This is a genomic window from Pseudomonas sp. R4-15 (genome assembly GCF_055768815.1).
Genome location: NZ_CM147293.1, coordinates 1029898 through 1054771 on the forward strand (window position 1 = coordinate 1029898; position 24874 = coordinate 1054771).

The 24874-nt window shown below is 67.3% G+C and carries 21 protein-coding genes; 15 read left to right on the forward strand and 6 right to left on the reverse strand.

The window, feature by feature from the left end; all coding sequences use genetic code 11:
• The 3 genes from ACYRGX_RS04925 to choX form a co-directional block, all read right to left on the reverse strand.
• Positions 1-963 (reverse strand): L-carnitine dehydrogenase, encoded by a 963-nt coding sequence (locus ACYRGX_RS04925; protein WP_473055499.1) that lies wholly within the window; start codon positions 961-963, stop codon positions 1-3.
• 25 nt (positions 964-988) lie between these two features.
• Positions 989-1882: a 3-dehydrocarnitine:acetyl-CoA trimethylamine transferase CdhC gene (cdhC, locus tag ACYRGX_RS04930; protein ID WP_473055500.1), complete on the reverse strand. Its 894-nt coding sequence runs from the start codon at positions 1880-1882 to the stop codon at positions 989-991.
• A 70-nt stretch (positions 1883-1952) separates the two neighbouring features.
• Positions 1953-2891 carry a choline ABC transporter substrate-binding protein gene (choX, locus tag ACYRGX_RS04935; protein ID WP_473055501.1) on the reverse strand — a complete coding sequence of 313 codons (939 nt, stop codon included), beginning with the start codon at positions 2889-2891 and terminating at the stop codon, positions 1953-1955.
• Positions 2892-3275: 384 nt separating this feature from the next.
• Here choX and ACYRGX_RS04940 point away from each other — a divergent pair, with 384 nt between their 5' ends.
• From ACYRGX_RS04940 to etfB, 7 genes are all read left to right on the forward strand, one after another.
• On the forward strand, positions 3276-4259 hold the full coding sequence (locus ACYRGX_RS04940) for a GlxA family transcriptional regulator (RefSeq protein WP_473055502.1): 984 nt from the start codon (positions 3276-3278) through the stop codon (positions 4257-4259).
• 165 nt (positions 4260-4424) lie between these two features.
• Entirely contained in the window at positions 4425-5402 is a 978-nt protein-coding gene (locus tag ACYRGX_RS04945) for a dipeptidase (protein ID WP_473055503.1), read from the forward strand.
• A 246-nt stretch (positions 5403-5648) separates the two neighbouring features.
• A complete protein-coding gene (locus ACYRGX_RS04950; RefSeq protein ID WP_473055504.1) occupies positions 5649-6179 on the forward strand; it encodes a DUF5943 domain-containing protein in 531 nt (176 codons plus the stop codon).
• A 115-nt stretch (positions 6180-6294) separates the two neighbouring features.
• Positions 6295-8355 carry a dimethylglycine demethylation protein DgcA gene (gene dgcA / locus ACYRGX_RS04955; protein ID WP_473055505.1) on the forward strand — a complete coding sequence of 687 codons (2061 nt, stop codon included), beginning with the start codon at positions 6295-6297 and terminating at the stop codon, positions 8353-8355.
• Between the two features lie 153 nt (positions 8356-8508).
• Entirely contained in the window at positions 8509-10482 is a 1974-nt protein-coding gene (dgcB, locus tag ACYRGX_RS04960) for a dimethylglycine demethylation protein DgcB (RefSeq protein WP_473055506.1), read from the forward strand.
• A gap of 163 nt (positions 10483-10645) precedes the next feature.
• Positions 10646-11872, forward strand: coding sequence for an electron transfer flavoprotein subunit alpha (gene etfA, locus ACYRGX_RS04965; protein ID WP_473055507.1), 1227 nt, complete (start codon positions 10646-10648; stop codon positions 11870-11872).
• An 11-nt stretch (positions 11873-11883) separates the two neighbouring features.
• Positions 11884-12645 (forward strand): electron transfer flavoprotein subunit beta, encoded by a 762-nt coding sequence (gene etfB, locus ACYRGX_RS04970; protein ID WP_473055508.1) that lies wholly within the window; start codon positions 11884-11886, stop codon positions 12643-12645.
• A gap of 170 nt (positions 12646-12815) precedes the next feature.
• On the opposite strand, the gene rarD is transcribed toward etfB, so the two are convergent.
• The 3 genes from rarD to ACYRGX_RS04985 form a co-directional block, all read right to left on the reverse strand.
• Positions 12816-13703 carry an EamA family transporter RarD gene (gene rarD, locus ACYRGX_RS04975; RefSeq protein ID WP_473055509.1) on the reverse strand — a complete coding sequence of 296 codons (888 nt, stop codon included), beginning with the start codon at positions 13701-13703 and terminating at the stop codon, positions 12816-12818.
• Positions 13704-13749: 46 nt separating this feature from the next.
• Positions 13750-14721, reverse strand: a complete 972-nt coding sequence (locus tag ACYRGX_RS04980) for a serine/threonine protein kinase (protein ID WP_473055510.1) — start codon at positions 14719-14721, stop codon at positions 13750-13752.
• A gap of 66 nt (positions 14722-14787) precedes the next feature.
• Positions 14788-15522: a ComF family protein gene (locus ACYRGX_RS04985; protein ID WP_473055511.1), complete on the reverse strand. Its 735-nt coding sequence runs from the start codon at positions 15520-15522 to the stop codon at positions 14788-14790.
• Positions 15523-15599: 77 nt separating this feature from the next.
• Here ACYRGX_RS04985 and bioB point away from each other — a divergent pair, with 77 nt between their 5' ends.
• The 8 genes from bioB (at position 15600) to ACYRGX_RS05025 (ending at position 24806) form a co-directional block, all read left to right on the forward strand.
• Complete coding sequence (bioB, locus tag ACYRGX_RS04990; protein WP_473055512.1) at positions 15600-16655, forward strand: biotin synthase BioB; 1056 nt, start codon at positions 15600-15602, stop codon at positions 16653-16655.
• A gap of 57 nt (positions 16656-16712) precedes the next feature.
• The gene (gene bioF, locus ACYRGX_RS04995) at positions 16713-17882 is read left to right on the forward strand and encodes an 8-amino-7-oxononanoate synthase (RefSeq protein ID WP_473055513.1); all 1170 of its coding nucleotides are present in this window, start codon (positions 16713-16715) and stop codon (positions 17880-17882) included.
• Positions 17875-18573 carry an alpha/beta fold hydrolase gene (locus ACYRGX_RS05000; RefSeq protein ID WP_473055514.1) on the forward strand — a complete coding sequence of 233 codons (699 nt, stop codon included), beginning with the start codon at positions 17875-17877 and terminating at the stop codon, positions 18571-18573. The genes bioF and ACYRGX_RS05000 overlap by 8 nt, the downstream gene beginning before the upstream one ends.
• Positions 18566-19354 (forward strand): malonyl-ACP O-methyltransferase BioC, encoded by a 789-nt coding sequence (bioC, locus tag ACYRGX_RS05005; RefSeq protein WP_473055515.1) that lies wholly within the window; start codon positions 18566-18568, stop codon positions 19352-19354. Before ACYRGX_RS05000 ends, bioC begins: the two co-directional genes overlap by 8 nt.
• Positions 19355-20133: 779 nt before the next feature.
• On the forward strand, positions 20134-20811 hold the full coding sequence (gene bioD, locus ACYRGX_RS05010) for a dethiobiotin synthase (protein ID WP_473055516.1): 678 nt from the start codon (positions 20134-20136) through the stop codon (positions 20809-20811).
• Positions 20812-20930: 119 nt separating this feature from the next.
• Positions 20931-21158, forward strand: coding sequence for a hypothetical protein (locus ACYRGX_RS05015; RefSeq protein WP_473055517.1), 228 nt, complete (start codon positions 20931-20933; stop codon positions 21156-21158).
• A gap of 442 nt (positions 21159-21600) precedes the next feature.
• Positions 21601-23406: a phenylacyl-CoA dehydrogenase gene (locus ACYRGX_RS05020; protein WP_473055518.1), complete on the forward strand. Its 1806-nt coding sequence runs from the start codon at positions 21601-21603 to the stop codon at positions 23404-23406.
• A 110-nt stretch (positions 23407-23516) separates the two neighbouring features.
• On the forward strand, positions 23517-24806 hold the full coding sequence (locus ACYRGX_RS05025) for a GGDEF domain-containing protein (RefSeq protein WP_473055519.1): 1290 nt from the start codon (positions 23517-23519) through the stop codon (positions 24804-24806).
• The last annotated feature ends 68 nt before the right edge of the window (positions 24807-24874 follow it).

A 24874-nucleotide genomic window follows, 5' to 3' on the forward strand; every position in this document is an offset into this window, starting at 1 on the left:
TCAGGCCTCCGTCAGACCGTGCGCCTGGCGCGTGCGCTCGATGGCGTCGAGTACCGCCAGCAGGCAGTCGTCACGGAACTGTTCGAGCTGGCCGATGGAGTGCTCGCCTAGCTGTTCGCGGGTGCCTTCGACCACCTGATCGATCAACGCCTCGCTGAGTTCCGGCGCCTTCAGGTAGGTCCAGGGTAATTGCAGCGCCGGGCCGAACTGGGCCATGAAGTGGCGCATGCCGGCATCGCCACCGGCCAGCGTGTAGGTCAGGAAGCTGCCCATGAACGACCAGCGCAGGCCGGCGCCGAAGCGGATCGCATCGTCGATTTCGCCGGTGCTGGCGACGCCGTCGTTGACCAGGTGCAGCGCCTCGCGCCAGAGCGCTTCGAGCAGGCGGTCGGCGATGAAGCCGGGGACTTCCTTGCGCACGTGCAGTGGGCGCATGCCCAGGCGCCGATAGACCGTCTGGGCGGCTTCGATGGCGGCGGCCGAGGTGCGCTGTCCGCCGACCACTTCCACCAGCGGCAGCAGGTACACCGGGTTGAACGGATGACCGACCAGGCAGCGCTCGGGGTGCGGCGCGTCGGCGTAGAACTCGCTGGGCAGCAGGCCCGAGGTGCTTGAGGCGACCAGCACATCGGGGCGCGCGGCGGCGCCGATGCGGGCGTGCAGCTCGCGTTTGAGGTCGAGACGCTCGGGGGCGCTTTCCTGGATGAAGTCGGCGTTGGCGACACAGGCTTCCAGGGTTTCGGCGAAGTGCAGGCGGCTCAGCGCCTCGTCCGCGTCCAGGCCCTGCTGGCGTAGCGCCGGCCAGGCGTTTTCCAGGCGCGCGCGCAGCGCCGCCTCGGCGCCGGGCGCCGGGTCCCAGACGCGCACCTGCAAGCCGTGGGCGAGCGCACGGGCGACCCAGCCGGCGCCGATCACGCCGCTGCCGATGGCGGCAAAAGTCTTGGGTTCGAGGATGTAGTTCATGGGGCTCTCCAGACTGCGCTGCTGTTCAACCACGAGCCCGCAGGCCCATGCGTTCGCGACCTTCGGCCGGGGTCAGGGCGCGGCCGCCGAGACGCTGGATGATTTCCACCGCGCGCTGCACCAGGCTGGCGTTGCTCGCCGGCACGCCGCGTTCGAGCCAGAGGTTGTCTTCCAAGCCAACACGCACGTGGCCACCGAGCAGCATCGCCTGGGCGAGCATCGGCATTTGCAGGCGACCGATGCCGAAGCCGGCCCAGGTGGCGCCGACCGGTAGGTTGTCGACCATCGCTTTCATGGTGGTGGTGTCCGCCGGCGCACCCCACGGGATACCCAGGCAGAGTTGGAACAGCGGGTCTTCGAGCAGGCCCTCCTTGAGCATCTGCTTGGCGAACCAGAGGTTGCCGGTGTCGAAGACCTCCAGCTCCGCCTTCACTCCGAGCTCGGTGATGCGGCGGGCGCCGGCGCGCAGCTGCGCCGGGGTGGACACGTAGATGCTGTCGCCGTCGCCGAAATTCAGCGTGCCGCAATCCAGGGTGCAGATCTCCACTTCGTCGCGCAGCGCTTCGATGTGCTTGAGGCGCTCCAGCGGGCCGACCAGATCGCTGCCGGCACCGAACTCCAGCGGCTGTTCGCCGGGGCCGATTTCCAGGTCGCCGCCCATGCCGGCGGTGAGGTTGATGATGACGTCCGTGCCGCTGGCGCGGACGCGCTCGACCACCTCGCGATAGAACGCGGTGTCGCGGCTGGGCTTGCCGGTCTGCGGGTTGCGCACGTGGCAATGGGCGACGGTGGCGCCGGCCTGCGCCGCTTCGATGGCGGCGTTGGCGATCTGCTCGGGGGTGATCGGAACGTAGGGGTTGCGACCGACGGTGTCGCCGGCGCCGGTGACCGCGCAGGTGACGATGACTTCGTAGTTCATGGCAGTTTTCTCGGGTTGAGCGCCGCCGTCACCGCCCCGACGGGGACGGCGAACGTTGGCTGGGTAAGGGTTACTTGAGCGCGGCGCCGACTGCGCTCTGGGCGTCGCCGCCGTCGAAACGGGTCACCCCGGCGAGCCAGTTCTTTACCTGCTCGGGGTGCTTGGCGAGCCAGGCGCGGGCGGCGTCCTTGGGCTCGCTGCGGTCGAGGATCGGTTCCATCACCTGGCTGACCTGGGCGGCGTCGAAGTGCAGGTTTTCCAGCAGTCGGTTGACGTTCGGGCAGCGCTGCGGATAGCCCGTGGTGGTCAGCACCGAAACGGTGGCGGCGCCTTCGTTGGGACCGAACACATCTTGGCTGCCGTCCAGGTAATGCATCGAGATCTGCAGGTTCATCGGGTGCGGTTTCCAGCCGAAGAACAGGATCCATTCCTTGCGTTTTACCGCGCGGCGCACGGCGGCGAGCATGCCGGCTTCGCTGGATTCCACCAGTTGGAAGTCCTTCAGGCCGAACTGGTTGTCCTTAATCATCTGTGCGGTGACGCGGTTGGCGCCGCTGCCCGGTTCGATGCCGTAGATCTTGCCGCCGAGCTTGTCCTTGAATTTGGCAATGTCGGCGAAGCTGTGAAGGCCGCCTTCGTAAACGTAGTCGGGGACTGCGTAGGTGGATTGGGCATCGCCCAGCAGCGGCGGCGACACCAGGCGCACCTGGCCTTTCTCTATATACGGGGTAACCACAGGTTGCATGGTCGGCTGCCAGTAGCCGAGGAAGGCGTCGAGCTGGTCGTCGCCCATGCCGCCGAGGATGATCTGCTGTGATGCGCTGGTCTCTTTCACCTCGTAGCCCAGGCCGCTAAGCAGTACTTCGGCGACTGCGCTGGTGGCGATCACATCGCTCCAGTTGACCACCCCCAGGCGTACGTTCTGACAACTCGCCGGTTCGGCTGCGAGTGCGGATTGTCCGGCCAGCAACAACAGCCCGGCGCCGATTCCTCGTAGATATCGCGTCATGCATTTTGCTCCTCATCAGGGCGCGTACAGCCCTGGCGGGCCGCCGAGCGGTTGTGATGGAGAACAAATTACGCAGTCGTCATGGGGATAAAACGCTCTGTAGCGACGCTATTTTGACCAGTGGCGACATTCTGCTTGCACGTGGCATTGCGAGTGACGACAGTCGACCTTGCACAACCCTTCAGGGCGGTGCCTGTATTGGCGCGATGCGGCGTTGCTCCCCTTGCCTAGGGCCGGTGCCTGTTTTGCCGCGATACGGCGTTGCTCGTCTTGGACGTACCCCAGTAAGCCCTACGACTCGCGCCTTGTCTCGCGGCAAAACAGGTACCGGCGCGGTCGTGAATGAAACGGCAACAGGCCCTGGCGATCTCTTGGAGTGCCCGTATGTCACGAACCTTCTGCTTCCTGCTGTTGCCCGGCTTCTCGGCGCTGGGTTTCATTTCGGCGGTGGAGCCTCTGCGTGTGGCCAACCGCTTCCGCGCCGATGCCTATCGCTGGCAATTGCTTAGCCTGGATGGCGAACCGGTGCAGGCGAGCAACGGTATGTCGGTCAATGTCGACAGCGGGCTGCAGCGCCCGTCCGCTGGTGACGCCCTGCTGGTGGTCGCCGGTTTCGATCCACTGGCGCATTGCTCGTCCATGCTGCTCAGTTGGCTACGGCGCCTCGATCGCGAGGGTGTGGTGCTGGGAGGGCTGGACACCGGCGCCTTCGTACTCGCCGAGGCTGGATTGCTCGATGGGCACCAGACCACGCTGCACTGGGAGGCGCTGGATGCCTTTCGCGAGCGTTACCCGCATCTGCGTGCCAGCCAGGAACTGTTCGAGACGGATGCCGGACGCATTACCTGTGCCGGTGGCACGGCCTCCATCGACCTGATGCTGGAGCTGATTTCCCGGCAGCACGGCAGCGAGCTGGTGGTGCAGGTCTCAGAGCAGTTCGTGCTGGGTAGCATTCGCCCGCAGAAGGAGCGTCAGCGTTTGCAGGTGGCGAGCCGCTACGGCGTCACCAATCGCAAGCTGGCACGGGTGATTACGGAGATGGAGCGGCATACCGAGCCACCGTTGAGCAGCGAGGCACTGGCGGTCTGTGTGCAGGTTTCTACCCGACAGCTGGAGCGGTTGTTCAGTGAGCATCTGGGGCAGACGCCCCTGAGCTTTTACCTGGGCCTGCGCCTGGACAAGGCACGACTACTGCTGCAACAAAGCGATCTGAGCGTGCTGCAGGTGGCGCTGGCCTGTGGTTTCGAGTCGGCCTCGTATTTTTCCCGAGCCTATCAGCGGCGCTTCGCAGTGCGTCCCAGTCGGGATCGCCTGTCCCATGCCACGGCTGCACGGAGCGCTGAGCGCGAAGCTGCGCAACGCCAGTGAGTCGCTTTCGACAGCACATGTCGTTCCTGGGCATGTCGGTCGCTGATTGACGCTTCTGGTAAATCGCCGGTCGTTTTTGCGTCCGGGCGGGTTCGGGCGGCGGCATAAGCTGGCCCCCATCGAGCGCCGGCAGAAGACCCGGCGCCACCGAACCGGAGCAACGCCGTGAACGCCGCCGAACTGCACGCCGACAGCATCGTCATCGATGGGCTGATCATCGCCAAGTGGAACCGCGAACTCTTCGAGGACATGCGCAAGGGCGGCCTGACCATGGCCAACTGCACCGTGTCGGTGTGGGAGGACTTCCAGGAAACCGTGGACGCCATCGTCGCCAGCCAGAAGCTGATCCGCGAGAACAGCGACCTGGTGCTGCAGGTGCGCAGCACCGCCGACGTGCGCACCGCCAAGGCGCAGGGCAAGACCGGCATCCTCTTCGGCTTCCAGAACGCCCACGCGTTCGAGGACCAGCTGGGCTACGTCGAGGTGTTCAAGCAGCTCGGCGTGGGCATCGTGCAGATGTGCTACAACACCCAGAACCTGGTCGGCACCGGCTGCTACGAGCGTGACGGCGGGCTCTCCGGCTTCGGTCGCGAGATCGTCGGCGAGATGAACCGCGTCGGCATCATGTGCGACCTGTCCCACGTCGGCAGCAAGACCAGCGAGGAAGTCATCCTCGAATCGAAGAAACCGGTCTGCTACTCCCACTGCCTGCCGTCGGGCCTGAAAGAACACCCGCGCAACAAGTCCGATGAAGAGCTGAAGTTCATCGCCGACCACGGCGGCTTCGTCGGCGTGACCATGTTCGCCCCGTTCCTCGCCAAGGGCATCGATTCGACCATCGACGACTACGCCGAGGCCATCGAGTACGTGATGAACATCGTCGGCGAGGATGCCATCGGCATCGGTACCGACTTCACCCAGGGCCATGGCCACGACTTCTTCGAGTACCTGACCCACGACAAGGGCTACGCCCGCCGGCTGACCAACTTCGGCAAGATCGTCAACCCGCTGGGCATCCGCACCGTCGGCGAATTCCCCAACCTCACCGAGACGCTGCTCAAACGCGGCATGTCCGAGCGCACCGTGCGCAAGGTCATGGGCGAGAACTGGATGAGGGTGCTGGCCGACGTCTGGGGCGAGTAATGAATACCTGTGGAGCCTACTGCGCGCACCGATAGCGGCGTCGCGTCCTCGCGGCAAGCTCGCCGTACTCGCGTACTGCTCTCGCTTGCCGCTGCGGGGCTCCTTGCTCTTGGCACGCTCGCTACGGCTCCACAGGCATTCATCCACATTTTTGAACACGTAAGTCTTCGTAGGGTGGGGCGGGCCGTGCAGCCTGAGCAAGGCGATCCCCACCAAGCAATCCCCTGAATTCTGGAGCTACAACCCATGGCTACCCACGCCCCCGACATGCCTATCCAGGTCGACGACGAAACCGGCGTCTGGACCACCGACGCGCTGCCGATGCTCTATGTGCCGCGGCACTTCTTCGTCAACAACCACATGGGCATCGAGGACGTCCTCGGTGCCGACAAGTACGCCGAGATCCTCTACAAGGCCGGCTACAAGTCCGCCTGGCACTGGTGCGAGAAGGAAGCCGAGTGCCATGGCCTGTCCGGCGCGGCGGTGTTCGAGCATTACATGAAGCGCATCTCCCAGCGCGGTTGGGGCCTGTTCGACATCGAGCAGCTCGATCTCGAGACCGGCCACGCCCAGGTGCGTCTGCGCCATTCGGCGTTCGTCTACGTCTACGGCAAGGTCAACCGCAAGGTCGACTACATGTTCACCGGCTGGTTCTCCGGCGCCATCGACCAGATCCTCGCCGCCGCCGGCAGCCCGATCCGCACCGTCACCGTGCAGGAATACAGCGGGTCCGAAGAAGGCCACGAAGACGGCCTGTTCGTCACCCGCCCGCTTTGAGTCCGCAGGGTGGCTGGCCGTGGCCAGCCACCCGCCAAGTCGCCGCCGAAAACCCGGTCACCCGTACCACCCCAGCGCACACCGTGAGCGCCGCTGCCGAATCGAGGAGAAGGTCATGGCCTTCGAAGCAATGTTCCAGCCGATCCAGATCGGCAAGCTGACCATCCGCAACCGGGTGCTTTCCACGGCTCACGCCGAGGTCTACGCCACCGACGGCGGCATGACCACCGAGCGTTACGTGAAGTACTACGAGGAGAAGGCCAAGGGCGGTATCGGCCTGGCCATCTGCGGCGGCTCATCGGTGGTCGCCATCGACAGTCCGCAGGAGTGGTGGAGTTCGGTGAACCTGTCCACCGACCGCATCATTCCGCACTTCCAGAATCTCGCGGACGCCATGCACAAGCATGGCGCCAAGATCATGATCCAGATTACCCACATGGGCCGCCGCTCGCGCTGGGACGGTTTCAACTGGCCGACCCTGATGTCGCCGTCCGGCATCCGCGAGCCCGTGCACCGCGCCACCTGCAAGACCATCGAAGTCGAGGAGATCTGGCGCGTGATCGGTAACTACGCCCAGGCGGCACGGCGTGCGAAGGAGGGCGGCCTGGACGGCGTCGAGCTGTCCGCGGTGCACCAGCACATGATCGACCAGTTCTGGTCGCCGCGCGTGAACAAGCGCACCGACGAGTGGGGCGGCAGCTTCGAAGGCCGCATGAAGTTCGGCATGGAAGTGCTCAAGGCGGTACGTGCCGAGGTCGGCGACGACTTCTGCGTGGGCATGCGCATCTGCGGTGACGAGTTCCACCCGGACGGCCTCACCCATGACGACATGAAGCAGATCGCCAAGTACTACGCCGACACCGGCATGCTGGATTTCATCGGTGTGGTCGGTTCGGGTTGCGATACCCACAACACCCTGGCCAACGTCATCCCCAACATGACCTACCCGCCGGAGCCGTTCCTGCACCTGGCCGCCGGCATCAAGGAAGTGGTCAACGTGCCGGTGCTGCACGCGCAGAACATCAAGGACCCGAACCAGGCCACGCGCATCCTCGAAGGCGGCTACGTGGACATGGTCGGCATGACCCGTGCGCACATGGCCGACCCGCACCTGATCGCCAAGATCAAGATGGGCCAGGTCGATCAGATCCGTCAGTGCGTCGGCGCCAACTACTGCATCGACCGCCAGTACCAGGGCCTGGACGTGCTGTGCATCCAGAACGCCGCGACCAGCCGCGAATACATGGGCGTGCCGCACATCATCGAGAAGTCCACCGGGCCCAAGCGCAAGGTGGTGATCGTTGGCGGTGGCCCCGCCGGGATGGAAGCCGCGCGCGTCTCCGCCGAGCGCGGGCATGACGTCACCCTGTTCGAGAAGCAGGAGCAGCTTGGCGGGCAGATCACCCTGGCCTCGAAGGCGCCGCAGCGCGAGCAAATCGCCGGCATCACCCGCTGGTTCCAACTGGAGCTGGCGCGCCTGAAGGTCGACCTGCGCCTGGGCACCGCCGCCGACGAGGCGACCCTCATGGACCTGCGTCCGGACATCGTGATCCTCGCCAACGGCGGCCATCCGTTCCTCGAGCAGAACGAACACTGGGGCTCCGAAGAAGGCCTGGTGGTGAGCAGCTGGGACATTCTCTCCGGCAAGGTCGAGCCGGGTCGCAACGTGCTGATCTACGACACCATCTGCGAATTCTCCGGAATGTCGGTGGCCGACTACCTGGCGCAGAAGGGCGCCCAGGTGGAGATCGTCACCGACGACATCAAACCGGGCGTGGCCATCGGCGGCACCACCTTCCCCACCTACTACCGCAGCCTGTACCCCAAGGAAGTGGTCATGACCGGCGACCTGATGCTGGAGAAGGTCTACCGCGAGGGCGACAAGCTGGTGGCCCGCCTGGCCAACGAATACACCGGCGCCGAAGAGGAGCGGGTGGTCGACCAGGTGGTGGTGGAGAACGGCGTGCGTCCCGACGAGCGCCTCTACTACGCACTCAAGGAAGGCTCGCGCAACAAGGGCCAGATCGACGTGGAGGCGCTGTTCGCCATCCAGCCGCAGCCGGCGCTGTCGCAGCCCGGAGACGGTTACCTGCTGTATCGCATCGGCGACTGCGTGGCCCAGCGCAACACCCACGCGGCGATCTACGACGCGCTGCGGCTGTGCAAGGACTTCTGATGCGTATGGCCTAACCCTCTCCCGCGAGGGGAGAGGGGACTAAGCCCCTCCAGGCTGTAACTCCCTTTTCCCTCGTGGGAGAGGGCCGGGGAGAGGGGGAGCGATCTCCCGATCATCGCGCCTGACTGTCATGGTTTTACCGGAGCTGTGCTCATGCTCAACACGCTTCTCCCCATCCTGCTCTTCGCCGCCCTCGGCCTCGCCGTGCTGGGCGCCGTGAAGCGCTTCGCGATGTGGCGCCGCGGCCGGCCTGCGCAGGTCGACTGGATCGGCGGCCTGCTGAAGATGCCGCGCCGCTACCTGGTGGACCTGCACCACGTGGTCGAGCGCGACAAGTACATGTCCAAGACCCACGTGGCCACCGCCGGCGGCTTCGTCCTGGCGGCGCTGCTGGCGATCTTGGTGCACGGCTTCGGCCTGCACAGCCGGATCCTCGGTTTCGCCCTGCTGGCGGCCACGGTGCTGATGTTCTGCGGCGCGCTGTTCGTCGCCAAGCGTCGCCTCGACCCGCCCGCGCGGCTGTCGAAAGGCCCGTGGATGCGCCTGCCCAAGAGCCTGCTGATGTTCTCGGCGAGCTTCTTCATCGCCACCTTGCCGGTGGCCGGGATTCTTCCCGAGGGCTTCGGCGGCTGGCTGCTGGCGGCCGTGCTGGCGCTCGGCGTGGCCTGGGGCGTGTCCGAACTGTTCCTCGGCATGACCTGGGGCGGGCCGATGAAGCATGCCTTCGCTGGCGCCCTGCACCTGGCCTGGCACCGCCGCGCCGAGCGCTTCGGCGGCGGTCGTTCGACCGGCCTCAAGGCACTCAAGCTGGATGACCCCAAGGCGCCGCTGGGGGTGGAGAAACCCACCGATTTCACCTGGAACCAGTTGCTCGGCTTCGACGCCTGCGTGCAGTGCGGCAAGTGCGAGGCGATGTGCCCGGCGTTCGCCGCCGGCCAGCCGCTGAACCCGAAGAAGCTGATTCAGGACATGGTCATCGGCCTGGCCGGCGGCAACGACGCGCGCTTCGCCGGCAGCCCCTATCCGGGCAAACCGCTGGGTGAACATGCCGGCGGCCCGCACCAGCCAATCGTGGCCCGGCCCATCGTGGCCCGCGAGGGCAAGGCGCTGGTGGATGCCGACACGCTCTGGTCCTGCACCACCTGCCGTGCCTGCGTCGAGGAATGCCCGATGATGATCGAGCACGTCGACGCCATCGTCGACATGCGCCGGCACCTGACCCTGGAGCGCGGCGCCACGCCGAACAAGGGCGCCGAGGTGCTGGAAAACCTGATCGCCACCGACAACCCCGGCGGCTTCAACCCCGGCGGCCGGCTCAACTGGGCCGCGGACCTCAACCTGCCGCTGATGAGCGACCAGCGCGAGGTCGAGGTGCTGTTCTGGGTTGGCGACGGTGCCTTCGACATGCGCAACCAGCGCAGCCTGCGGGCCTTCGTGAAGATCCTCAAGGCCGCCGAAGTCGACTTCGCCGTGCTCGGCCTGGAAGAGCGCGACAGCGGCGACCTGGCGCGCCGCCTGGGTGACGAGGCGACCTTCCAGCAACTGGCCAGGCGCAACATCGAAACCCTGGCGCGGTATCGCTTCCAGCGCATCGTCACCTGCGATCCGCACAGCTTCCACGTGCTGAAGAACGAATATGGCGAGCTCGGCGGCCACTACCGCGTCCAGCACCACAGCGGTTTCATCGCCGAGCTGGTCGAGGCCGGGCGGCTGAAACTGGCGCCGAGCAGGGCCGGCGCGCTGACCTATCACGACCCGTGCTACCTCGGCCGCTACAACGGCGAATACGAGGCGCCGCGCAAGGTGCTCGCCGCCCTCGGCATCGAGGTGCGCGAGATGGTCCGCTCCGGCTTCCGTTCGCGCTGCTGCGGCGGTGGCGGCGGCGCGCCGGTGACCGACATCCCCGGCACCCAGCGCATCCCCGACATGCGCATGGCGGAAATCCGCGAGACCGCCGCCGAAGTGGTCGCCGTGGGTTGCCCGCAGTGCGCGCTGATGCTCGAAGGCGTGGTCGAACCGCGTCCCGAGGTGAAGGATCTGGCCGAGCTGGTCGCCGAAGCGCTGATCGAGCGTGAAGCGCCGGTACGCCCCTCCGGCAGCCGCAGTGCCAGCCCGGAGGTGGCGTGATGAGCCTTGTCCTTGGTCGATGGGTATCGCTGCGCTCCACCCATCCTACGCATGACGGCGATGGGTATCGGGCTTCGCCCTCAACCCATCCTACGGGGTGGTCAACCGTAGGATGGGTGGAGCGCAGCGATACCCATCAATTCAGAGATAAGGGAGCCTCGTCATGAGTGACGTGATCCGCCGCGATCCCCATGCCGAGTGGATCGCCCGCAACCGTCTGCACCCGCTGCATGCGTCCCTGCAGGTGCAGGAAGCGCGCTGGCATGGGCCGGACGGCACCCTGCGCAAGAACCCCCACGCGATCGGCTTCATCGGCCCCAACGGGCTCAAACGCATCGACCGCTCCGGCGCTTCCCAGGGCACCGGCGCCCGGCGTGGCGCGACCTCGGCGGTCGAAGTGCAACTGCCGCTGCTGCGCATCGAACATCCGGCGTTTCTCGTCGCGGTGGTGCCGGACATGCCCGGTGGGCGACTCTCGGCCCACGACCGCGACCTGCTCGGGCTGGCCCGGCAATTGGCCGGCAACGACGGTGCGGTGTTGCTGGTGGCCTTCGGTGAACACCGCGAGGACGGCTTCGCCCTGGCCGGTGTCGACCGCCTGCTGGAGCTCTCCGACGAGATTTACGCCGGCTACGCGCCGGAGCAGCGCCTGCTCGCCCTGGAGGCGCTGGAACGCGAACAGGCGCCGTGCCACTGGCTGCTGCCGGACAGCCGCAGCGGTGGCGGCGAGCTGGGTCGGCGGCTCGCCGCGCGTCTCGGCGAGCGCGCCGCCACGCGCGTCTGGCAGGTGGCCGAGCAGCGTTGCACCGGCCGTGCCGGTGCCGGCCTGCAGGACCTGGCGCGGGAGCTACCGCGGCTGATCCTGGCCGCCGCCGAATGCGCCGAGCCGGTCTCCGAGACCCGTCACGAAGCCCTGCCGCTGGCGCTGGAAAACCCGCCGCCGCGCGCGATGGCACGCATCGAAGACCTCGGCGCGGTGGCCGTGGACCCCTCGGCCATCGCCCTGGGCGAGGCCGAGTTCATTCTTTCTGCCGGCAACGGCGTGCACGACTGGGCGCAGTTCCACCGCGCCGCCGTCGAGCTCGGCGCCACCGAGGGCGCCTCGCGCGTGGCGGTGGACGAAGGGCACATGCCGCGCCACCGCCAGGTCGGCGCCACCGGCACCTGGGTCACCGCGCGGGTCTACCTGGCAGTGGGGATTTCCGGGGCTGTGCAGCACCTGCAGGGTATCGCCGCCTGCGACAAGGTGATCGCCATCAACAGCGATACCGGCTGCGACATGATCAAGCGTGCCGATCTCTCGGTGATCGGCGATTCCGCCGAAGTGCTCGCGGCGCTGTTGGCCAAAGTCGCCGCCTGGCGCGCCAATGACCAGCGCGACGCGGCTTAGGAGTGGTTGCCATGTCTGAACTGAAGATCGTCGCGCTGGTTTCGGTCGGCGCGCACCCGGCCTCCGGGCGTCCGCGGCGGGCCGAGCAGGATGCCCGCGCGGTCGAACTGGGGCTGCGCCTGAGCGCCTCCCAGTTGCGCCTGCTGCATGCCGGCGACCCCGGCGAGGAGGCGCTGCGTGGCTATCTGGGCATGGGCCTGGAGCGCCTCGAGGTGCTGCACTGCGCCAGCGGCGTGGATGCCCTGCCGCTGCTCGCCGAGGCCCTGCAGGGCAGCGACGCGCAACTGGTGTTGACCGGCAGCCAGGCCGAAACCGGCGAAGGCTCCGGGCTGCTGCCGTTCCTGCTCGCCGAGCGCCTGGGCTGGCCAATGGTGGTTGGGCTGGTCGACGTGGAGCGCGTGGTCGACGGCTGGGCCGAAGTGCTGCAGGCACTGCCCCGTGGCCAGCGCCGGCGTCTGCGGGTGCGCCTGCCCTGCGTGGCCAGCGTCGATACCGCCGGCCCGTTGCCGCGCCAGTCGGCGTTCGGCCCGGCGCGCCGTGGCGAACTGGCGGCGCAGGCGGTGGACGGCGCGGTAGACCCGCTGCTCGCCGGCCTGCAACCGGCCAAGCCGCGGCCCAAACGGCTCAAGGTCATCAAGGCGAAGACCGCCGCAGACCGCTTCAAAGCCGCCACCGCCAAGGCCTCCGGCGACGGCGGCCAGCAGGTGCAGGGTGCCGAGGCCGGCGCCGAGGCGATCTTCAAGCTGCTGCAGGAAGAGGGCGTGCTGCGCTGAGGCGCGGCATCGACTGCGGAGGGGTGGAAGGCGCTGCGCGCGTTTTCCACCCGACGCGGATGCAGCGGCTTTCGTGTGTGTAGGATGGGACGAGTCGCGCAGCGACGATACCCATCGAGTGCACAGGAGCCGATGGGTATCGCTACGCTCCACCCATCCTACCGACTGGCTCAGCCTCTGCGGCGCAGCAGCAGCCAGATGTCCAGGCTGTACACCGCCAGACCCGCCCAGATGCAGGCGAAGGCCGTCAGGCGCTCGGCGGGCAGCGGTTCGCCGAACAGCAGGGTCGCCTGCAGCAGCACCAGGGTCGGCGCCACGTACTGCAGGAACGCCAGGTTGGCGTACGGCAGGTGGCGCGCGGCGGCGTTGAAGCACACCAGCGGCACGAGGCTGATCGGCCCGGCCAGCGCCAGCAGCCAGGCCTGCGGGGTGCTCCAGAAGTCGGCGTGATGGCTCTGCATGCCGGAATCAAGCAGCAGCCAGAGCAGCGCCAGGGGCGCGAACAACCAGGTTTCCACCACCAGGCCCGGCAGCGCCGCCACTGGCGCGCGCTTGCGCAGCAGGCCGTAGACCGCGAAGGACAGCGCCAGGCCAAGGGAAATCCACGGCAGGTTGCCCAACTGCCAGACTTGCTGCAACACACCCAGCGCGGCCAATCCCAGAGCCACCCATTGCAGCCGGCGCAGGCGTTCGCCGAGCACCAGCATGCCCAGCAACACACTGACCAGCGGGTTGATGTAGTAGCCCAGACTGGCCTCGAGCATATGTCCGTTGTTCACCGCCCAGACGTAGAGCAGCCAGTTGCCGGCGATCAGGCAGCCGCACAGCGCCAGGGTGCGCAGCCGCGCGGGATGCTCGCGCAGCGCGCGCCACCAGCCGGGGTGCTTCCAGACGAGTAATAGCAGGGCGCCGAACAGCGCCGACCAGAGTACCCGGTGGATGATGATCTCGTTGGCCGGCAGCGCCTGCAGGGTCTTGAAGTAGAGCGGAAACAGGCCCCAGAGGGTGTAGGCGATGAGGCCGAGGAGATACCCGCGGCGCGGGTTTGCGGCAGTCATGGGATTCCTTGCTGAACGGCGTTGGGCCGGTGTGTGGTGAGGCGCCTCAGAGGCGCAGGGGAGCTTCGTCGAGGGCGGAGAACTGTTCCTTGAGGGCGAGGATCTGCTCGCCCCAGTAACGTTCGCCGCCGAACCAGGAGAACGCCTTGGGGAACGCCGGGTCGTCCCAGCGTCGGGCGATCCAGGCGCTGTGATGCAGTTGGCGCAGCGCCCGCAGCGGTTCGATCAGGTCCAGTTCGCGAACGTCGAAGTCATGGAATTCGCCATAGCCGTCGAGCAGTTCGGAGAGCTGGCCGAGCCGTTCGTGGCGATCGCCGGCGAGCATCATCCACAGGTCCTGCACCGCCGGACCCATGCGGCAGTCGTCGAGGTCGACGATGTGGAAGCTGTCGTCGCGGCACAGCAGGTTGCCCGGGTGGCTGTCGCCGTGCAGGCGGATCGGCGTGTGGCGGCTGGCGGCGAAGGCCGCGTCGAGACGCGCGACCAGCGGTCGGGCGATGGCCTCGTAGGCCGGCGCCAGACTGTTCGGCACCACGCCGCCGGCGAGCAGGGTATCCAGCGAGGCGTGGCCGAAGCCGGCGACATCGAGGGTCTCGCGGTGGGCGAAGGGGCGCATCGCGCCGACCGCATGCAGGCGTCCGAGCAACTGGCCGAGGCGATAGAGCTGGTCCAGGTTGCCCGGCTCGGGGGCGCGACCGCCTCGCCGGGGAAAGAGGGCGAAGCGAAAGCCGGCGTGCTCGAACAGCGTCTCGCCGTGCCGCTGCAACGGCGCGACCACCGGCACCTCGCGCTCGGCCAGTTCCAGGGCGAACGCGTGTTCCTCGCGGATCGCCGCATCGCTCCAGCGGTCCGGGCGGTAGAACTTGGCGATCAGCGGCTCGGCGTCCTCGATACCCACCTGGTAGACGCGGTTCTCGTAGCTGTTGAGCGCGAGAATGCGCATGTCGCTGAGGTAGCCGAGGCTTTCCACGGCGTCGATGACGCAATCCGGGCTGAGGCTATCGAAGGGGTGGGACATGACGGCTCCGCGGCCGGTGGCTGGGCAGGCATTGTAGCTCCAGCCGAGGGCGGTAGCCGGCTCTTTTCAATCGCCTGGCGCCGCTGTGCGCGCCACGCAGTAGACGTCCACGCGCCGGGCGCCAGCGTGCAGCAGCAGGCGTGCCAGGGTATCGGCGGTGCTGCCGGTGGTGAGCACATCGTCGACCAGCGCCAGGTGCCTATCGTGTACTTCGGTCCCGGGCGCCAAGGCGAAGGCACGCCGTAGGTTGCGGCGCCGGCTGCGGGCGTCCAGGCCCTGCTGGCTGTGGGTGTCGAGCAGGCGCAGCAGTACGCCGTCATCGACCGGCAGGCGCAATTCCCGGCCCAGGCGTTCGGCGAGCATCGCCGCCTGGTTGAAGCCGCGCTGGCGCAAGCGCCGGCGTGACAACGGCACCGCCAGCAGGGCGTCGGGGCGGGGCAGTCCCTCGTCAAAGGCGGCGCCGAGGTGGCGTGCCAGCAGTTCGCCGAGCAGGCGCCCCGCCGGCCATTGGCTCTGGTGCTTGAAGCGGGTGATCAGCGTGTCGACCGGGAAGGCGTAGCGCAGCGGCGCCTCGACCCGCTCGAAGGCCGGACGGCGCTTCTGGCAGGCACCGCAGAGCGTGCCTTGCAACGGCAAGGGCAGGGCGCAGCCGCTGCAGTGTGTGCCTAGCCAGGGCAGGTCGAGTTCGCAGGCGTTGCACAGGGGAAGCGGATTATCGGCCGGCGCGCTGCAGAGCAAACAGTCCTGTTTGTTTTTTATCCATCTGTAAACCTCGATTATCTTTTCGAGTTGACAGATCATGGGGCGCTCCCGAAGATGCCGGCATTCCATTGCGTCGCCAATGTAGCAGGCGCCGTTCGTCCAGCCAGGAATCCGCGATGAGCCTTTCCCAGAATTGCCCGACCCGTCACGACTGGAGCCTCGCCGAGGTGCGCGCGCTCTTCGAGCAGCCGTTCAACGACCTGCTGTTCCAGGCGCAGACCGTGCACCGTGCGCATTTCGATGCCAACCGCGTGCAGGTTTCCACGCTGCTGTCGATCAAGACCGGAGCCTGCCCGGAGGACTGCAAGTATTGCCCGCAGTCCGGCCATTACGACACCGGCCTGGACAAGCAGAAGCTAATGGAAGTGGAGAAGGTGCTGCAGGCCGCCGCCGACGCCAAGGCCATCGGCTCGACGCGCTTCTGCATGGGCGCCGCCTGGAAGCATCCTTCGGCCAAGGACATGCCCTACGTGCTGAAGATGGTCGAGGGCGTGAAAGCGCTGGGATTGGAAACCTGCATGACCCTGGGCAAGCTGACCCGCGAGCAGACCGTCGCGCTCGCCGAAGCCGGCCTGGACTACTACAATCACAACCTCGACACCTCGCCGGAGTTCTACGGCCAGATCATCACCACCCGCACCTACGCCGAGCGCCTGGAGACCCTGGCCCACGTGCGCGAGGCGGGGATGAAGATCTGCTCGGGCGGCATCCTCGGCATGGGCGAGTCGCTGGACGACCGTGCCGGCCTGCTGATCCAACTGGCCAACCTGCCGGAGCACCCGGAGAGCGTGCCGATCAACATGCTGGTGAAGGTCGAGGGCACGCCGCTGGCGAATGCCGAGGTCGTCGATCCGTTCGACTTCATCCGCACCCTGGCTGTGGCGCGGATCATGATGCCGAAGTCCCATGTGCGCCTGTCCGCCGGGCGCGAGCAGATGAACGAGCAGATGCAGGCGCTGGCGTTCTTCGCCGGGGCCAACTCGATCTTCTACGGCGAGCGCCTGCTGACCACCGGCAACCCCCAGGCCGAACGCGACATGCGCCTGTTCGCGCGCCTGGGTATCCAGCCGGAAGCGCGCGAGGAACACGCCGACGAGGTGCACCAGGCGGCCATCGAGCAGGCGCTGATCGAGCAGCGCGATTCCAGGCTGTTCTACGACGCTACTGCCTGATCCTCCCGGTGGATAACCGCACTTGCGGTTATCCACCGCCTGCCACGCCGAGTGTCCATGTCCTTCGATCTCGCCTCCCGCCTGGCCGCGCGCCGGGCTGCCGACCTCTACCGTCACCGGCCGCTGCTGGAGAGCCCGCAGGGGCCGCACGTGCGGGTGGACGGCCAGTGGCTGGTGAATTTTTCCTCCAACGACTACCTGGGCCTGGCCAATCACCCCGAGGTGGTCGCCGCGCTGCGCGCCGGCGCCGAACGCTGGGGCGCTGGTGGCGGGGCCTCGCACCTGGTCATCGGCCACAGCGGCGCCCATCACGCGCTGGAGGAGGCGCTTGCCGCCTTCACCGGGCGTCCTCGCGCGCTGCTGTTCTCCACCGGCTACATGGCCAACCTGGCGGCGGTCACCGCGCTGGTCGGGCAGGGCGACACGGTGCTGGAGGATCGCCTCAACCACGCCTCGCTGTTGGACGCCGGGCTCTTGTCCGGCGCGCGCTTCTCGCGCTACCTGCACAACGATGCCGAGAGTCTCGGCAAGCGCCTGGCCAAGGCCAGCGGCAATACGCTGGTGGTGACCGACGGCGTGTTCAGCATGGACGGCGACCTGGCGCCGCTGCCGGCGCTGTGCGCAACCGCGCGTGCGACGGACGCCTGGGTGATGGTCGACGACGCCCACGGCATTGGCGTGCTCGGTGAGACCGGCGCAGGGATCGTCGAGCACTTCGGCCTGGGCCTGGATGAGGTGCCGGTGCTGGTCGGCACCCTGGGCAAGGCCTTCGGCAGCGGCGGCGCCTTCATCGCCGGCAGCGAGGAGCTGATCGAAACCCTGATCCAGTTCGCCCGCCCGTACATCTACACCACCAGTCAGCCGCCGGCGGTGGCCTGCGCTACCCTCGCCAGCCTGCAACTGATGCAGCGCGAAGGCTGGCGGCGTGCGCATCTGACCCGCCTGATCACGCGCTTCCGTGACGGTGCGCAGCGCCTGGGGCTGACGCTGATGGACAGCCCGACGCCGATCCAGCCGATCGTCGTCGGTGAGGCCGCCGCTGCATTGCGCCTGTCGGCGCTGCTGCGCGAGCGCGGCCTGCTGGTCGGCGCGATCCGTCCGCCGACGGTGCCCGCCGGTAGCGCGCGGCTGCGGGTGACGCTCTGCGCCGCCCACGACGAGGCGCAGGTGGATCGTCTGCTCGATGCGCTGGCCGAGTGCTGGCCGCAGGTGCAGCGCGATGACTGAGTTGGTATTGCTGCCCGGCTGGGGGTTCTCCGCGCAGGTGCTGGCGCCGCTGGCGGCCGCGATGCGCACGCCGGCGCGGTTTGTCGAACTGCCGACCTCCGGGGATTGGCGCGACTGGCTGGATCAGCTCGATCAGCAACTGCCGGCCGCTGCCTGGCTGGGTGGCTGGTCCCTCGGCGGGATGCTGGCCGCAGCGCTGGCCGCACGGCGCGGCGCGAGCTGTCCGGGGCTGATCGGTCTGGCCAGCAATGCGCGTTTCGTCGCCGATCAGGCCTGGCCCGAGGCGATGCCGGCGGCCGATTTCGCGGCGTTTCAGCAAGCCTACGCGACTGCGCCGGCGGCCACGCTCAAGCGCTTCTGTGCCCTGGCTGCGCGTGGCAGCGCCGATCCGCGCGCCCTGGCGCGCACGCTGCAAGCCGCGCAGCTACCCGCCTCGGCAAGCCTGGCGGAAGGGCTCGAGGCGCTGGCGCAGTGGGACAATCGCGCGGCATTGGGCGCGTTTGCCGGGCCGCAGTTGCATCTGTTTGGCCGCCACGATGCGCTGCTGCCGGTGGCCGCGGCGGCGGCGCTGGACGAATGCCTGCCGCACGCGCAGATCACAGTGCTCGACGCCGCGCATGCCGTGCCGCTGGAGCGGCCGCACGATGTCGCCGGTCTTATCGATGCCTTCATCGGAGGCGCGCATGCCTGAGGCCGCCGTCTTGCCGGACAAGCGCCGGGTCGCCGCCGCCTTCTCGCGCAGCGCCGCCGCCTACGACGGCGTGGCCGGCTTGCAGCGCAGCGTCTGCGATTCGCTGCTGGCGGGGCTGCCGGGCGAGCATGCGGCGGTTGACTGGCTCGATCTGGGCTGCGGTACCGGCTACGCCACGCGGCGGCTGCAGGCGCGTTATCCACAGGCGCGGGGGCTGGCCGTCGATCTCGCCGAAGGCATGCTGCGGCATGCGCGTGGGGCGGGCGTCGAGGCGGCTTGCATCGCCGGCGATGCCGAAGCGCTGCCGCTGCGCGAGGGCTGTGTTGACCTGCTGTTCAGCAGCCTGGCGCTGCAATGGTGCGGCGACTTCGCCGGCGTGCTCGGCGAAGCCGGGCGGGTGCTGCGGCCGGGTGGCGTGCTGGCGTTCAGCAGTCTTTGTGCCGGCAGCCTGGGCGAGCTGCGCGAGGCTTGGGCGGCGGTGGACGGCTTCGTCCACGTCAACCGCTTCCGCGGCTTCGACGACTATCAGCGGCTCTGTGCCGAGTCTGGCCTGGAGCTGCTGAGCCTGCAGCGCCGGGCGCACACGCTGTATTTCCCCGACCTGCGCGCGCTGACCCATTCGCTCAAGGCGTTGGGGGCGCACAACCAGAACCCCGGGCGCCGCGAAGGCCTCGGCGGTCGGGCCCGCCTGGCGGCACTGGCCGACGCCTACGAGCGCCTGCGCGAGCCGACGGGGCTGCCGTTGACCTATCAGGTGGTCTACGGGGTTTTGCGGCGATGAGTCGTTGCGCTGTGCTGTATGGGGAGCACCTGGCCCAGGTCCGCGAGAATGCCCCCTGTCCCCTCGCGGGAGGGGGCTGGGGGGAGGGGGATTGGCCGGGGGCTGCAGCGGCGCTCTCGTGCAGAGTACGGACGCCGCACTTTCCTCGGCTGAAACGACAGATTTCGCCTTGCACGGCGACCTACTTCTTCTTGCGTGCCCAAGAAGAAGTAGGCAAGAAGAAGGGCACCCCGTCATCCGGCCCCGACCGCTACGCGGCCGGGGTTCCTTCGCTACAGCGTCGCTTCGGAGGCCGGCATATACGGGCCATCCATGGCCCGCTATGCCTCTCGCCGCCATCCGGGCGGCTCGCTCTCCTGCGCGACGCTTTCGCTCAGCCTCCTGAAGGGGACGGGGGTGTGAGTCGATGCCAAGGCGGCACCTTGAGAAGAAAGCCGTATGCGGCAAGCAAAAGTGCCGGCCTAACGCTGCAAAGTCGGTGAGCACCCCGAATCCCCTACAGGAGGCCGAGCGCAGGCATTGCGCAGGGGGATGCGAGGCAGGACGCCGAGCAAGGAACGAAGGGACAGGGACGTCCCTTCGTGACGGCCCCCGGAGCGATGCCGGAGCGAGGGAAGCCCGTTCGCAAGGCGAACGGGCCCGGATGTCGGGGTGGCCTTCTCTTTGGTTACTTTCTCTTGGCCAGGCAAGAGAAAGTGACTCGCCGTGCAAGGCGAAACCTGTAGGTCGGCACCAGGAAAGCGCGACGTTGGTAAACCAAGTTCGAACTGGAGTGCTCCATGAGCAAAGCCTACTTCATCACCGGTACCGACACCGAAATCGGCAAGACCACCATCGCCGCCGGCCTGCTCCACGCCGCCCGCTGCGCGGGGTTCTCCACCGCCGCGAGCAAGCCGGTCGCCTCCGACTGCCAACTGACGCCCGCCGGCCTGCGCAATGGCGACGCCCTGGCGTTGCAGGCCGAATGTTCGCCGCCGCTGGACTACGACACCCTCAACCCATTGGCCTTCGCGCCTGCCATCGCCCCGCACCTGGCGGCGCGGGAGGTCGGCGTGCGGCTCGATCTGGACGCCTTGCTCGCCGGTGTTCGCCCGGTGCTGGCACTGGGCACGGACCTCACCCTGGTCGAAGGGGCCGGCGGTTGGCGAGTGCCGCTGGAAGAGGGGTGGCTGTCGGACCTGCCGATCGCCCTCGGGCTGCCGGTGATCCTGGTGGTGGGCGTACGCCTGGGCTGCATCAACCACGCACGCTTGAGCGTCGAGGCCATCGAGCGGGATGGGCTGCGCCTGGCGGGCTGGGTGGCGAATATCGTCGATCCGCAGACTTCGCGGCTGGAGGACAACCTGCTGACCCTGGAGCAATGCCTGCCTGCGCCCTGCCTCGGGCGAGTTCCCCGCCTGCCGCATGCGAGCGCCGCAGCGGTCGCTGCTCACCTCGGGTTATCCGGCTTGATGTGAGATCTGCCCATGTGATCGTGAAAGGCTCTAAGCGCTGTCGCGCTCATAGCCTTTTGTCGGTATCCCTCCGCGCGTGAGTCTGCTTCAATGAAGGCCCACCCCACTTCAGGAGTCATATCGTGCAGATCAACGCCTTCAGCGCCGGTCTGAGCGGTATCCAGTCCGGCCAGCAGCGCGTCGACCGCGCCGCCAGCGACATCGCCCGTAGCGCTCAGCCTGAACAGGACGTCGACCTCGCCCAGAGCATGGTCGACATGGAGCTCGGCAAGGTCGAGGTCCAGGCCAACGTGCGCAGCGTGGACAGCGCCGAAGAAGTGCTCGGCAGCCTGCTCGACATCCACGCCTGATTCGCTAGGGCCTGTTCCCGTTTCATTCGCGAACCGCGGATGGCCGCCCCGCGTTCTCGCCAGAAATGGCCTGCGGTTAGGCGCAGGACGCAGCCAATGGCCACTCCCTTGGCAAGTCCTGTAACGACAGCGCAGGCCATTTCTGGCACAACCCTACAGGCAACGGCGCGGCCGTGAATGAAACGGGAACAGGCCCTAGCGGTACGCCGGCCGCACAACCTTTCCTCTCATTCATTTCGCGTGCGCCGCGGCAGGCGTGCGCTTGCGTGCGTCCGTCGTCGCCGTGCCTGCGACGGCTTGACAAGGGGGAAGGCGCGAACGTATGTTTCAAACGCCTGTTTAATACCTCGAGGCGGCCGTTCGCCGCCCGCCATTCCTTCCGGGATGGGTGCGACGTCCAGCGGGCGTCGTCCTTACAAAACCAATGCAGAGGTTTACCGCTATGCCCGATTACAAGGCCCCCTTGCGTGATATCCGCTTCGTCCGCGACGAACTGCTCGGTTACGCCGATCACTACGCCAGCCTGCCGGGCTGCGAGGACGCGACGCCAGACATGGTCGACGCTATCCTCGATGAGGGCGCCAAGTTCTGCGAGCAGGTGATCGCGCCGCTGAACCGCGTGGGTGACCAGGAAGGCTGCACCTGGAGTGCCGAGGGCGTGAAGACGCCGACCGGCTTCAAGCAGGCCTACGAACAGTTCGTGGAAGGTGGCTGGCCGAGCCTGGCGCATGACGTCGAGCACGGCGGCCAGGGCTTGCCCGAGTCGCTGGGTATGGCCATCAGTGAGATGGTCGGCCAGGCCAACTGGTCCTGGGGGATGTACCCCGGTCTGTCCCATGGCGCGATGAACACCCTGCACGCCCACGGCACCGCCGAGCAGCAGCAGACCTACCTGACCAAACTGGTCTCCGGACAGTGGACCGGTACCATGTGCCTGACCGAGCCGCACTGCGGCACCGACCTGGGCATGCTGCGCACCAAGGCCGAGCCCCAGGCGGACGGCAGCTACAAGGTCACCGGCACCAAGATCTTCATCTCCGCCGGCGAACACGACATGGCGGAGAACATCGTGCATATCGTGCTGGCCCGTCTGCCTGACGCACCCGCTGGGACCAAGGGCATCTCGCTGTTCATCGTGCCGAAGTTCCTGCCCGACGCCAGTGGCGAGAAGGGCGAGCGCAACGCCGTCTCCTGCGGCTCGCTGGAACACAAGATGGGCATCCACGGCAACGCCACCTGCGTGATGAACTTCGATGCGGCGACCGGCTACCTGATCGGCCCGGCGAACAAGGGCCTGAACTGCATGTTCACCTTCATGAACACCGCGCGTCTGGGCACCGCGCTGCAGGGCCTGGCGCATGCCGAAGTGGCCTTCCAGGGCGGCATCACCTATGCCCGCGAGCGTCTGCAGATGCGTTCGCTGTCGGGTCCGAAGGCGCCGGAGAAGGCCGCCGACCCGATCATCGTGCACCCCGACGTGCGTCGTATGTTGCTGACCATGAAAGCTTTCGCCGAGGGTAACCGGGCGATGCTCTACTACGCCGCCAAGCAGGTGGACATCGTCCAGCGCAGCAACGACGAGGAGCAGAAGAAGGCCGCCGATGCGATGCTCGCCTTCCTCACGCCGATCGCCAAGGCATTCATGACCGAGGTCGGTTTCGAGTCCGCCAACCACGGCGTGCAGGTCTTCGGCGGGCATGGCTTCATCGCCGAGCACGGCATGGAGCAGAACGTCCGCGACAGCCGCATCTCGATGCTCTACGAGGGCACTACCGGCGTGCAGGCGCTCGACCTGTTGGGCCGCAAGGTGCTGATGACCCAGGGTGAGGCACTCAAGGGCTTCACCAAGGTCGTGCACAAGTTCTGCCAGGCCAACGAGGGTAACGAAGCGCTCAAGGGCTTCGTCGAGCCGCTGGCCAAGCTGAACAAGGAGTGGGGCGAACTGACCATGAAGATCGGCATGGCGGCGATGAAGAATCGCGAGGAAGTCGGGGCCGCTTCGGTGGACTACCTGATGTACTCCGGTTACATCTGCCTGGCCTACTTCTGGGCCGACATGGCTCGCGTGGCCGCTGCCAAGCTTGCCGAGGGCAGTGGCGACGAGGCCTTCTACCGGGCCAAGTTGCAGACCGCGCGGTTCTACTACGGTCGCCTGTTGCCGCGTACCCGCGCGCACATGGAGGCGATGCTCTCCGGTGCCGACAACCTGATGGAGATGGCCGAGGAAGACTTCGCGCTCGGCTTCTGACATCCGCTGCGGCAAGACGCCCGCCAATTGGCGGGCGTCTGCGCTTTCGCCCCAGCTCAAGATGATGTCAATATGACGAGCTTGTCTCCCTCCTCCGAGCGTTACAGCGCGTGCCGAAATCGGCTCCCCCCAGACTGCAGCATTTCCTCGTGCCTTTGGCGCTGGTCGCCGCCGCGGTCGTGGTGGCGCTGCTACCCCGCCTGAGCGAGTTCTTCGTCTCGCTGTTCAATGTGCTGCCGACCCTCGCGCTATTGCTCGGTGGCCTGTTGTGCCTGGCCTACGCCCGTGTGCGCGAGGCGGCCCTGCTGGTTTCGCTGTATCTCGCCTATTACCTGCTCGACGACCAGATAGACCTGTATCGCAGCCAGGGTGTGCCTGGGCCTCAAGCGGCACTGATTTACCACCTGGGCAGTCTGCTGTTGCCGTTGCTCTACGGGCTCTACGCCTGCTGGCGCGAGCGTAGCCAGTTGCTGCAGGACCTGCTGCTGCGTGCGGCGGTGCTTGGGGGCGTGTTGGGGCTGGCTTCGGCAGTGGGGAACTCCCATTCCCCCGGATGGGTGGCGCTGCTCGCTGATGCCCCCTGGCCGACGCTCTATGGCCGCTGGATGGGCGTGGGGCAGTTGGCGGTCTTTGCCTATATCGGCGTGCTGTTGGCACTGGTCATTCAATACCTGCGTGCGCCGAGGCCGTTGCATGCGGCCTGCCTGGTTGTGTTGGCGGGGATGTTCTGGATGTGGCCGCGGATCTTCCTGCTGCCCCATGCGCTGGGTGCAATGACCAGCCTGGGTATGCTCGCGCTGGTCGCCGCGCTGGCCCATGAGGCATACCTGATGGCCTATCGCGACGAGCTCACCGGATTGCCGGGGCGGCGCGCGCTGAACGAGCGGCTGCAGCGACTGCCCCGGCAGTACGTCATCGCCATGTGCGACGTCGATCACTTCAAGCGTTTCAACGATACCCATGGGCACGATGTCGGTGACCAGGTGCTGAAGCTGGTCGCCGCGCAGTTGCGTCGGGTGGGCGGCGGAGGGCGCGCCTATCGTTGGGGCGGCGAGGAGTTCACCCTGCTGTTTCCTGGGCGTGACCTGGATGAATGCCTCGCACATCTGGAAAGGGTGCGCCGGGTCGTGGCCAACTATCGCATCCAGTTGCGTGATCGCGAGCGTCGACCGAGTGGCGCTCGCGAGGGGCGTGAACTGCGGGGCAAGGCGAGCGGGGAGGCCGTGGAGGTTTCCGTGACCATCAGCATCGGCGTGGCCGAGCGCAGCGAACGCCAGCGTACGCCGGAGGCGGTGGTGAAAGCGGCCGACCAGGCACTTTACGGCGCGAAGAGCGCGGGTCGTGATCGTGTCTTCGTGCATGGCGCGAATCGCAGCGGCGCCGTGCGGGTGACAAGCTGAGCGGGAACGCGCAGAACTTTTCGGTCACAACATGAACCTATGGCTCTGTTGGCGTGTTCGGCTAGACT